Origin of the sequence: Corynebacterium sp. HMSC074C03 (assembly GCF_001838285.1) — a bacterium.
Taxonomy (GTDB): Bacteria; Actinomycetota; Actinomycetes; order Mycobacteriales; family Mycobacteriaceae; genus Corynebacterium; species Corynebacterium amycolatum.
On the sequence record NZ_KV836203.1, the window covers coordinates 1 to 12,486 of the forward strand.

Sequence of the window (12,486 nt, forward strand, 5' to 3'; positions counted from 1 at the left end):
GTGGCATGCGGACACACTTTTCTTTACTTAACCCCCTCCCGGCGTATCGACGGATGGGCACCTTTTGCTACCTGCCCGAGCTAGTGATTGCGGTTATGTTAGCGACGGCGGGCCAATGCGAGTTACTGACTGCGTTTATGACAAAAATGGCTCGAAAAATGGCCTGAAAGTGTCATAAACCCCTACAGTTTCACACTTGCAGCCCGTAGCTTTAGGAGGTGTCAGTTTTGCTGCTTAATCCGCATTATTCGCAGTAGTACACACCGAGATGCATTAATCGCCCGCATGCCCCGGAAAATGACCGCTCAAGGGCACGCATTGGGCACAAAACATCGGTAGTTTACGGGCTGCTGAAAAGCGGGCGCTACCAAGCTTGATACGCCACTCCAGGCGGCAAGCGCTACGGCCCCACGTTTCCAGGCAGGCGAAGTCCGCTTGCATGGCTAGCCGAAAACAAGAAGGCAATCGAACCTGTCGATACAATGACACTGCTCGAATCGTATCTTGAATCGTAAGGTGGAAGCAGGGAGGCAACATGAGCATCTCGATGCATCTGGATGAGTACATGGCGCGTCGTGGCATAGTTCCCGACGACACTGTGGTCAACGATGATCCCTGCGCAATCTTCGACGGCAAAGTCGAGCGCGACGGTAGGTCGCAGCAGGACCTTGAAGAGTCAGAGCGGCGCTTAGAAGAAGCGGAGTCCGCAATTTTGGATGCGCTAGGCGATTAATTGGCGAAAAACTGAGCGTTCTAGTCGCACATTGACACTCACTCTGAGTGTGATGTTCATCACCGATTAGGTGTAAATCGACGCAGTCATCGTGGCTTCATTTTCCGTCGCCGATGCCACCACGGGGATGAAGCGCAAGCAATTTCTCGACAGGGGAACACTGTTTTCTACCTGCGAAGTTCTTTCACTTTCGGGACATTGAGTTCGCTGATGTCGCAGCTGTGTCGGGCCTCTCGTTTTGGGGCTGCAAATTATCTTCGCGTTGATGGCGCCGCAAAACTGCGCGAGAAAAACATGATGGATTCCTCATGATTTATGGCATAGTGTCCTGGCAAGGATTTGGAAACAAAATATGTTTTCATTTCGTACCCCACAAGATAAGGACCTCAGCCACGTGAAATACGAAAAACTCGCCACTTTGTCGACCAATGTCGTAACTGCTCCAGATCTGGGTGCTTTTGCAATCACTTTTGCCGGTCAATCGCAACCATGGCTGGACACTCTCTCCAGCGTCATGGCCAGTGGCAACTCAAAGAAACTACGCGAAGTTTTCACTCGCGCTGAGGAACTGCTCGCACCGCTTGACGACGATCTCATCGGCCAGCTTCCCGCAGGTTTTGACCCCTTTGGCTGGGCAATCTCACTCGTGACAGACGAGCCTTTTACCGGAGATACAACCAACCCTGCGGTCAGCGTCCCGGGCATCGTCTTGGCACAGTTGGGCATTGTCGAGTTGCTGGCAAAGCAGGGAATTAATATCACCGAAGCGGTAGCGGTAACCGGTCATTCGCAAGGTGTTCTTGCCGCTGAGATTGTCGCTCACCCAGAGAAGGCAGCAGAGCTTGTTGCACTTGCTCGCCTCATCGGTGTCGCGTGTGCGCGCGGAAGCCGAGTAGCTGGATTTGGGCGCGCGCCGATGATGAGCATCTCTGGCCTGACGGTCGAGGAGTTGGAACCTTTGCTCCCACAGGGTTGCGTCATCGGTCTGAAGAATACGCAGACCACTAGCGTAGTTATCGGCAAGCAAGATGAACTAGACCAGCTGGCAGAGCAGCTCGCAGCGCAGCAGCCGAAGGGGCGGGAAGTCGAATGGACAGTTTTGCCAGTTAGCGGCGCATTCCATCACCCAGCGCTGGCACCTGCCGTGGCATGGGTAGTGGAGCGAGCTGAGCGCATTGGGCTAGATGCGGAAACGGCGGACCGGCTTGCGCGTGCAATCTTGGTTGACCCCAGTGACTGGAGCGCCGAAGTACGGGGGCTCATCGACCAAGGGGCAACCACCATTTTGGATCTGGGGCCGAACACAGGCGTCGTCAAGCTGACAGAACGTAACTCCGAAGGCTATGGCGTAGCGGTGATTGCTGCGGCAACAGCTGCGGGGAGGGGCGTCCTGTCTGAGAGCGACATTGAGCATCCGACATCGTGGCTGGAGTTTGCACCGCGTTTGGTCACTGGGGATAAGCCCCGTGTCGAGACGAAGTTCACCAAGTTGACCGGGCGCTCGCCCATTCTGCTCGGTGGTATGACCCCGACAACCGTCGACCCTGAGATTGTGGCGGCTGCTGCGAATGCGGGGTTCTGGGCGGAGCTGGCCGGTGGCGGCCAAGTCACGCCGGAGATCTTCGAGGCTAATGTGGCGCGACTCTCCGAACTGCTCGAGGAGGGCCGCAGTGCACAGTTCAACACCATGTTTTTGGATCCGTACCTGTGGGGTTTGCATATTGGAAGCCGGCGTTTGCTCCCGCGTGCGGTGGCAGCGGGGCGACCGATTGATGGTGTCACCATCTCTGCGGGCATCCCCGAGGTGGACGAGGCAGTAGAGCTAGTAAAGCAGCTGCGCGAGGGCGGAATTCCGCATATTTCCTTCAAGCCGGGCACAATCGCACAAATCGAGTCGGTGCTTGAAATTGCAGATACCTTGGCGCAGCAGGACACACCGTATCCAATAATCATGCAGGTTGAAGGTGGGCGTGCTGGTGGCCATCACTCCTGGGAAGACCTCGATGACCTGCTAATTAACACCTACGCAAAGATCCGCAGGCGAGATGTGGTGCTTGCTGTTGGCGGTGGCATCGGCAAGCCAGAACAGGCCCGTGATTATCTGATGGGCACGTGGTCGACACGTTACGGGTTGGCGCCGATGCCGGTAGATGCTGTCATCATTGGCACAGCTGCGATGGCGGCAAAGGAGTCGACCGCCTCTGAGTCCGTGAAACAAATGCTGGTCGACACCGTCGGCACTGACAACTGGATTCCCGCCGGTAGCGCCATGGATGGCATGGCGTCGGGGCGCAGCCAGTTGGGTGCTGATATCCACGAAATTGATAACGCCGCAGCACGCGCAGGCAGATTGCTTGACGAAGTCGCAGGTGATCTCACTAAGGTCACTGAACGACGCGCAGAGATCATCGAGGCAATTAACGCCACCGCGAAGCCGTACTTCGGAGATGTCAGCACCATGACGTATGCCGAGGTGCTGAATCGCTATCTCGAATTGTGTGCGCCCGAAGGGACGTTCCTCGATCCGACGTGGTCGACGCGCTTTGTCGCACTCGTCGACCGTGTAGAGGCACGATTGAATGCAGTCGATGCGGGCACGTTTGCCGCGCTTGCCGACGGCGACAGCTTGCGCACCCAGCCGCAGACGGAAATCTCGCGACTATCCGGCCTGTTGGACCTGGATACCCAGCTCCACCCAGCAGATGTCACTTTCTTTATCTCTGAGCTCTGCCGCACACCCGGCAAACCTGTGCCATTCGTTCCGGTTATCGATGCTGAGGTTCGTCGCTGGTGGCGATCGGACTCCCTATGGCAGGCGCATGACTCTCGCTACGATGCGGATCAAGTCTGCATCATCCCAGGGCCGCAAGCTGTTTCGGGCATTACCCGCGCGAATGAGCCAGTAGCAGAGATTCTGGGCCGGTTTGAAAAAGCTACCGCACAAGCATTGATGGATACCGGCTACCTGCCGGAGGTACCTGTTGACGCCCTCAGCCGGATGCTCGCAGCACCTGTGATTTGGTGGGCTGGCCGACAGCAGTCGAACCCGGCGCTGGCACTTGGCGCGGAACATGAGTGGGTATGTGTATCTGGCGCAAGTGATGTCTCTCGTTCGCAACGCCTGGAACACCCAGGTACTGGTGCCATTCTGGAGACCATTGGAGCTGATGGGAGCAATGATGAGGTCGGGGAGGACTTCGTCTGGGCACAGCTGACGGTGCCGCTGCCCGATGCTGCGGGTGAGAATACGAAACTGCGAATTCGCCTGTGCCAGAGTGCAGGGGTGGGCGCAGTGCCCGTCGTTAAGCATGAGGATGCGACAGCCGCGATGCGGGAGCTGACGCGAATCGCAGCTGGCGGTGAGCTTGCAAACATCGTCGATGGGGTCGCGGAGTGGGAATCCGTGTGGGATCCGATGGCGATGGCTGACTACGATGCGGTCACTATTGCAGCTGCCGGCGATGAGTCACAGGCGACGGTGCCGGACGCGTTGGTTGGGCATGCTTGGCCAGCGATTTTTGCGGCAGTCGCGCAGGCGCGTACTGAGACCGGCATTGATGTTGTTGAGGGCATGCTCGCGCTTGTTCACCTTGAGCATCACATTCGTATGATTGGGGCTCTGCCGCAGGAAACCACAACGTTGCGGATTAGTGCGCGTGTCGACGAGGTCGTTGATACGGACTTAGGGCGACTCGTCGTGGTGCGCGCGGAGGTTCGTGATGGCGGTACGCTGCTCGCTACCTTGAGTGAACGCTTTGCCATTCGTGGCCGAAACGGCGGCGAGACAGCGCGGACCAACACTGTGCCATTTCCAACGGTCACGGATACGCCACGGAGTTTCCGCGGTGCGTTGACCGTGGAAGCGCCTAAGGCGATGGAGCCATTTAGCTATGTCACGGGCGATCGCAATCCTATCCACGTCGATTCCCGTGCAGCTGCGCTAGCTGGTCTACCAGGGGTTATTGTCCATGGAATGTGGCTGTCGGCGATGGCCGAGCATGCGGCTGTTGTCACGTCGGATGCCGGCATTGGCAATCGGGTGATTGAGTTCACTGCGACTATGCTGAGCCCGGTTCTACCTGGACAGCAAGTGAAATTCTCTGTCGAACGCCGTGGTTTTGATGACCGCCCAGGCGCCGGTGAAGTCCGCGAAGTCACGGCCACAGTAGATGGCGAGCTGGTATTGACCGCCACTGCTGTAATCGCCGCACCGACGACCGCATATGTCTTCCCTGGTCAGGGGATTCAATCACAGGGGATGGGGCTGTCTGCTCGGACTCGCAGCGTAGCGGCCCGCCGCGTGTGGGACCAGGCTGATGCGATGACCCGAGAGAAGCTTGGCTTTTCCGTACTGGCTATTGTCCGGGACAACCCGGTAGAGGTGGTCGTGGATGGTGTGCGCTATTTCCACCCAGAAGGTGTTCTGAATCTGACTCAGTTCACCCAGGTTGCGATGGCGACGTTGGGGCTGGCACAGGTTGCGGAGCTCCGTGAAGCAGGGCTGCTAGATGAAACAGCTCACTTTGCGGGACACTCTGTCGGTGAGTACAACGCGCTGGCGGCTTTCGCTGGTGCGCTTGACGCAGACGCCGTGTTGGAGGTTGTCTACCGCCGCGGTTTGACCATGCATGAACTGGTCGAACGTGATGAGCAGGGGAGGTCCAACTATGGTTTGTGCGCCTTGCGTCCGGACAAGATTGGCGTAGGCGAGGACGAGGTCACTGAGTTTGTTAATCGGTTGTCGCAGGAAACCGGTGAGTTCCTCGAAGTCGTAAATCTCAACCTGGCAGGCAAGCAGTACGCCGTCGCCGGCACCGTCGCGGGGCTGGCGGCATTGGCTGAACAGTGCGAGCGCCGTAGCTCGGACGGCAAGGGATTCGTGCGTATCCCAGGTATTGATGTGCCATTCCACTCCAGTGTCCTGCGCGACGGTGTGGATTCCTTCCGTAAACACCTGGAGCGGCTGCTACCAGCGGAAATCACTCCAGAACGCCTGGTGGGACGCTATATCCCGAATCTCACCGCGACCTCTTTTGAGCTGACTGAGAAGTTTGTCCGCCAGATGGCTGCAGTCGTCGACTCAGACGTTCTGGAAAACATCCTTGCCGATTTCGACTCTGCCGCTGAAAACCCGGCGCGACTGGCCCGCATGTTGCTGGTCGAGCTGCTGGCCTGGCAATTCTGCTCACCGGTGAGGTGGATTGAAACGCAGGATCTGCTGCTTGAGGATCTTGGCGTCAGCCGCATTATTGAAGTCGGTGTAGGTACAGCGCCCACACTGGCAAACCTGGCTGCCCGTACCTGCCAGCTGCCCCGTCACCGAAGCCGGGACATTCGAGTGCTCAATCTCGAACGTGATGCTGATGCAGTGTTTATGCGCGACCAAATTCAGCCGGAAAAGCCTGAGCCCGAGTCGGAGGTGACAACAGAGCAGGACGCGGCGCAGGCTCTATCTGGAGAATCAGGAGCAGCGGGAGAAACAGGAGAAGCGGGAGCAGCGGCCGCAGCGGAGCCGGCGGTATCCGCCGAACAATCCGCGGCGACCGAACAGGCCACCACGATCACGAGTTCTGCCACTCCGGCTGCCGAAGTTGCTGATATTTCCGTCAGCCCGGCAGAAGCGCTGGAAGTTCTTATTTGCCAATGGACGAAGGTGCGCCCCGACCAGCTCGGTGCCGCTGACTCCATCGAGACTCTGGTCGATGGAGTCTCATCTCGACGCAATCAACTGCTGCTCGATCTCGGAGTGGAATTCGACCTCGGTTCAATCGAGGGGGCAGCAGATGCGGAACTGGCGGATCTAAAGGACAAGATTGATAGCTTGGCCAGTGGGTATTCGGCATTCGGTCCGATCCTCTCCGAAGCCATTGCCGACGGTATTCGCCGGATTACCGGTCCCGCTGGTGCAGGCGCGAATTACATTGATGATTATGTGCTGGGTGAATGGCAGCTTGGCAAGGGGTGGGCAACCGCAGTCAGTGCTGAGATGATGCTTGGTACTCGTGAGGGCGCATCCCTGCGCGGCGGCAATCTTGCGCATTTGGCACCGGCCGCCCCAACCAGTACTGCTGAACTCAACCAGCTAATCGATGAAGCGATCCTTGCGGTCGCCACGCAGCGCGGTGTAGCTGTCGCTAAGCCGTCGGCAGGTGACAGCGGTGCTGGGGTGGTCGACTCGGCTGCACTCACTGAGTTTGCAGATAAACTGACAGGTCAGCGAGGCATTCTTGCGACCGCGGCACGCACGATTCTGGAGCAACTCGGCCACGAGATTACCGATGCCATTGACTTCGATGCCGAAGACGCCGACAGCAGCCTGGTAAATCTTGTCACCGCTGAACTCGGCGCGGACTGGCCGAAGCTGGTCACCCCGACGTTTACGCCCACCAAGGCAGTGCTTCTCGACGACCGCTGGGCCACCTCCCGCGATGACCTCGCGCGCCTATGGGCAGCCGCTGATGAGGATGTGGCTGGCACCGCGCCGGGCAGTATCCATGAAACCGCAGTTGAGCAGGCACAGTGGTGGGCTGCCAAGGCAGACGAGGCAGGACGGACACAGTTGGCGAGTATCTACCGCCAGTTGGCGGATGAGGTCATCACGAATGTGGACGAACTGCCGATGAGCTCCGACATTGCAGTTGTTACCGGCGCATCGCCAAATTCGATTGGTTCTGCCGTAACTGCACAGCTGCTGTCTCAGGGTGCAACCGTTGTTGTTACCACTTCACGCCTTGGACGCGAACGCCTGAGCTTCTACAAGCAGCTCTATCGCGTGAATGCGCAGGGCGAGGCGAAGCTGTGGGTGGTACCGGCAAACTTGTCCAGTTTCCAGGACCTGGATTCCCTTATCGACTGGATTGGAACCGAGCAGACTACGACGATTGGTGCGGAAGTGGTCGTGACCAAGCCCGCACTGTCACCGACGCTACTATTCCCGTTCGCGGCGCCTACGGTTTCGGGCTCGCTTGCCGACGCCGGTCCCGCGTCCGAGACCCAAATGCGTCTGCTTCTGTGGTCGGTGGAACGACTCATCGCAGGGATGTCAGCACTTGGCGGGGACAATAATCTGCAGCATCGTTTGCACGTGGTGCTGCCGGGTTCACCGAACCGTGGTCGCTTCGGCGGCGATGGTGCCTATGGTGAAGCCAAGGCCGCTCTCGACGCAGTGGTGGCGCGCTGGAATGTGGAGGACGCTTGGCGTAGGCGCACCACTCTGGCTCATGCACAGATTGGTTGGGTCCGAGGAACCAACCTGATGGGTGGAAACGATCCGTTGGTTGCTGCAGTGGAAGCAAAGGGAGTCCGCACCTTCTCCACCGAAGAAATGGCAGCTGAACTGATTGAGCTCGCGAGCTCGGAGACTCGGAAGAATGCTCAAACCCGCCCGATTCAGGCCGATCTCACCGGTGGATTGGGTGACGTTGACCTCAACATTGCGCAATTGGCGCAGGAGGCTGCACAGGCGGCTGGCCTATCAGCTCAAAACTCCGAGGTCGCTAGCGGGGCGCGCTCGCAGGAGCCGTCGTCAAGCCGTGTCTTAAGCGGCCTGCCAAGCCCGCGTCGACCGATTTCGCAGACAACACCGACCTTTGGTGACATCGCAGCGGCTCCGGAGGACATGGTGGTCATCGTGGGCGCCGGTGAGCTTGGACCGTACGGTTCTTCCCGGACGCGCTTTGAGGCCGAAGTCGATGATATTTCTGCAGCGGGAATTGTGGAATTAGCCTGGTCAATGGGGCTGATTTCCTATGAGGGTGGCTGGCGCGATGCCGATGGGCAACCGTTGGCAGAAAGCGACATTGCTTCGCGCTACCGCGATGAAGTGTTGGCGCGAGTTGGTGTGCGTCGTTACGCCGATGATGGCGATTTGGTTGATAATACGATGACTGAGCTGACCACGGTCTACCTGGATCGTGCGTTGAGCTTTGCGGTGCGCGATCGCGCGGCAGCGGAGACTTTTGTCAGTTCCAACCCGGACAACACCACTGCGAGCTTCGATGCTGAGACAGGGCAGTGGCTTGTGACACGAGCCGCTGGCACGCCGGTTCAGGTTCCGCGCCGAATGGCGATGAGCCGCTATGCTGGCGGTCAGATTCCGCAGGGCTTTGACCCGGCACGCTACGGTATTCCGGCGGACATGATGGACAATCTGGACCGCGTGAGCTTGTGGAACATTGTCTGTACTGTTGATGCGTTCCTGTCATCGGGCTTCAGCCCAGCGCAACTGCTGGAAGCGGTCAACCCGGCGCGAGTGTCGTCGACACAGGGCACAGGTATTGGTGCGATGGAGTCGCTGCGCAGTCTCTACATCGACGGCCTGCTGGGGCAACCGCGAGCCAATGACGTCCTGCAGGAGGCATTGCCAAATGTGATTGCCGCCCACGTTATGCAGTCTTATGTCGGTGGCTACGGACAGATGATTCACCCTGTCGCAGCCTGTGCAACGGCAGCGGTGTCGGTGGAGGAGGGCGTCGACAAGATAGCCCTGGGTAAGGCAGATTTCGTTGTCGCAGGTGGCTTCGATGACTTATCCACAGAGGGGATTACAGGTTTCGGCGACATGGCCGCCACAGCTGACTCCGCCACCATGGAAGATAAGGGTATCGACCATGCGTACTTCTCCAGGCCGAACGATCGTCGACGCGGAGGCTTCGTGGAGTCGCAAGGTGGCGGAACGGTGCTGTTGGCTCGCGGAGACATCGCTCGTGACATGGGACTCCCCGTGCTCGGTGTCGTTGCATACGCACAGTCCTTCGCCGACGGCGCGCACACATCCATCCCGGCGCCGGGTTTGGGTGCACTAGCGGCAGCTCAGGGCGGCGAGAAGTCTCGGTTGGCTCGCGCACTTGCATCACTCGATGTCACTGCGGATCAGGTCGCGGTGTTGTCCAAGCACGATACCTCGACCAATGCCAATGACCCCAATGAGTCTGAACTGCATGAACGCATTGCAGATGAACTCGGTCGCGAGCGCTCGAACCCGCTGCTGGTGGTCTCTCAGAAATCCCTGACCGGGCACGCCAAGGGTGGAGCTGCAGCGTTCCAGATCATTGGTCTGACTCAAGTATTGCGCAGCGGCATTGTGCCAGGTAATCGATCGCTGGACTGCGTCGATCCCGCATTGGCTGAGCATTCGCGTCTGGTATGGCCAACGAAGGCAGTCAATTTCGGCAATACGTTGCCGCTGAAGGCTGGCTTTGTTACCTCGCTCGGGTTCGGACATGTTTCGGCACTGGTGGCAGTCGTCCATCCGGAAGCTTTCTATCAAGCGATAGTGCAGCACGATGGCGCTGAGGCTGCGGAGCGTTGGCGTAGCGCGGCGCACAACCGCGAAGCGGCTGGTCTGCGTCGCATTGATGAGGCTATTTACGGTGGGGAAGCTCTCTACGAGCGTCCACGCGAGCGAAACCTGGCGGACGGTGGTCGGTTCGGTTCACCCGCTGCATTGGAAAAGGCCGTTCTGCTTTCCGATGGCGCCCGTCTGATCGATGGTGTCCTCCAACCATGATTGGCGTAGACCTCGTCTATATTCCGAGCTTCGAAGAGCAGCTGAATATGCCAGGAAGTCAGTTCGCGCAGGCGGTTTTCACACCGGCTGAGCTACTGATAGCAAAGCGTCGCGGAGCAGTCGGCGGCGCGCTGGCGCGTCACTTAGCGGGCCGCTGGGCTGCGAAGGAAGCCTTCATCAAGGCCTGGTCGCAGACTATCTTCGGCAGCCAACCGCCGATTGCGCGAGAAGCGCTGGACTGGCGGGAAATAGAGGTGCAGCCGGATGCTTACGGTCGCGTGAGCATCAGTCTCCACGGAGCTGTGAGCCGCCATTTCCACGATCAGGAGTGGCAGCTGGGGCCGTCGTTAAGCATCTCGCACGACGGCGAATACGCAATCGCCGTCGTACGCTTGGACTAGTCCGGCGCAGTGCTAATCGACGGACTTTTGACGGCGACCGACCAGGATGCCAGCACCGAAGATTAGCGCGCCCAGGATTGCGCCGGTTCCGGCGACTGCAACTGTTTGGAGCGGAGAGCTGGTCGCGGCCTGCTGGGTCTGCACATCAGCTTCGTCGGGCCCATTACCGGAAGCGTTGGACTTTGCGGAAGCCTTGCCAGATGCCTTGGATGCGCCACTGGCCTTGGACTCTCCGGTCTTGGAGGCACCGGCCTTCACAGCTTCTTCTCGTTCTTTGGCGGAGCCACCGACGCTGAGATCCGTGGCCGTGTCTTGGCTGCGGTCGGAAGAACCGTGTGCAGCAAAGGTGTAGAGTGCGCAGTCATTTTCGACGCAGTTGGCGGCCGAGGTGACGGCCTCGACATTGAGCGTGGTAGAGAAGCTTCCGTCGGCGGACATCTGGGAGGTGCGGACAAACTCAGCGGCGGAGAAAGCATCAGCGTTGGTGGTGGAGAACTTGTTCTTCTCAGCCACTGCGACGTAGATGCCGTTGCCGCTGGTTTTGAATCCGGTGCCGGAGACGGTAATTGCGGTGCTGCCCGATGGGTTCAGTTCCGTGGTGGACAGGCTTACCGCCGGGGTTCCGGTCGAGGAGCTGCTGTCGTTGGAGCTGCTGGAGCTGCTAGAGCCGCTGGAACCGGTGGTGCTACTCGACCCACTAGACCCCGTGCTACCACTGGCGCTGGAGCTTGCGCTGCCTGCGGACTGTGAGGAGCCACCGCCGGACGGCAGGGTAGCGTCCTGCTTGGCAGCTCCGCCGGCAAACGATACTGCTGTCGCTGTGTCCTGGCTGCGGTCGGAAGAACCGTGAGCAGCAATGGTGTAGACCGAGCAAGCGTTCTGCATGCAGTCTGCCGTGCCGAACTTCGCGCTGACCGGAAGATCCACGCTGAAGCTGCCGTCGGACTTCAGGTTGCCGCGAGAGGTAGACACAAACTTGGTATCCGGGCCGAAGGAATCGGCGTTGGTCACATCCATCTGGTCATTTTGCGCGATACCGACGTAGATGCCCGGTCCAGAGGTCTTGAATCCCTTGCCTTCGACTCGAATGGTGTCGCCGCTCGGGTTCAAGTCTGAGGTCTTGGATAGGCTCACCGATGCGCTACCTCGTGACTGCGACGGTGACTGCGAGCCCGAACCAGTGCTCTGGCCACCACTCGGTGCCGCGCCGGTGGAACCCTGCGATTGAGCAGCCTGGGAAGTAGCACCCGCCTTGAAAGTGATGGGGACCCACTGGTCATTGCTGCGGTCAGAAAGATTAGGGAACGCAGTAAAGGAGGCTACGTAGCACTGGGTGGAGGTGCAGTCGACATCGCCAAAGCTGGTCGCGACCTTCATCTCCTGCGTAAAACTTCCGTCAGCGCCGACCGTGACCTTGGCCGCTTCGCCATAGGTCGAGGGGTAGCCCGACTTTGGCTTCTCGATTGTCTGGGCCAGGTAAATATTTGCGTTAGCGGGGTAGCCGACTCCCTTGATGGTCACGGTGGCGCCGTCGGAAAGATCAGTGGCAGGGGTCACGGAGAGCTGGCGCTCAGACTGATCGGTGCTACCGCCGAGAAGGTCACCGATGCCGGGGAGCGAACCGCCGAGCTGTCCAATCGATGGCAGCGACTGTGCCGATGCGGGGACTGCGGGTAGGAATCCCGTACTCACTACGATTGCCGAAGCTAGAACAATAGAGCGGGGAAGCAGACTCCGTCGGAAAGCGCCCTGCGTCGTGGACATGTAAACCTCTGATTCTGTTTGGGAGTTCCGGCGCAGGCGCGGCGAAAAACAGGGAACCCCACCGCGCTGACCAGAGTAAA

The 12,486-nt window shown here is 59.1% G+C and carries 4 protein-coding genes; 3 read left to right on the top strand and 1 reads right to left on the bottom strand.

Going from position 1 to position 12,486, the window contains the following annotated elements; genetic code table 11:
* Positions 1 to 535: 535 nt before the first annotated feature.
* From HMPREF2847_RS04160 to HMPREF2847_RS04170, 3 genes are all read left to right on the top strand, one after another.
* Entirely contained in the window at positions 536 to 733 is a 198-nt protein-coding gene (locus HMPREF2847_RS04160) for a hypothetical protein (RefSeq protein WP_038628037.1), read from the top strand.
* A gap of 394 nt (positions 734 to 1,127) precedes the next feature.
* Positions 1,128 to 10,241 (top strand): type I polyketide synthase, encoded by a 9,114-nt coding sequence (locus HMPREF2847_RS04165; protein ID WP_083327316.1) that lies wholly within the window; start codon positions 1,128 to 1,130, stop codon positions 10,239 to 10,241.
* Positions 10,238 to 10,642, top strand: a complete 405-nt coding sequence (locus HMPREF2847_RS04170) for a holo-ACP synthase AcpS (protein WP_048733021.1) — start codon at positions 10,238 to 10,240, stop codon at positions 10,640 to 10,642. Before HMPREF2847_RS04165 ends, HMPREF2847_RS04170 begins: the two co-directional genes overlap by 4 nt.
* Positions 10,643 to 10,654: 12 nt before the next feature.
* Here HMPREF2847_RS04170 and HMPREF2847_RS04175 read toward each other — a convergent pair whose 3' ends face one another.
* Positions 10,655 to 12,406 (bottom strand): neocarzinostatin apoprotein domain-containing protein, encoded by a 1,752-nt coding sequence (locus HMPREF2847_RS04175; RefSeq protein WP_083327314.1) that lies wholly within the window; start codon positions 12,404 to 12,406, stop codon positions 10,655 to 10,657.
* Between the last annotated feature and the right edge of the window lie 80 nt (positions 12,407 to 12,486).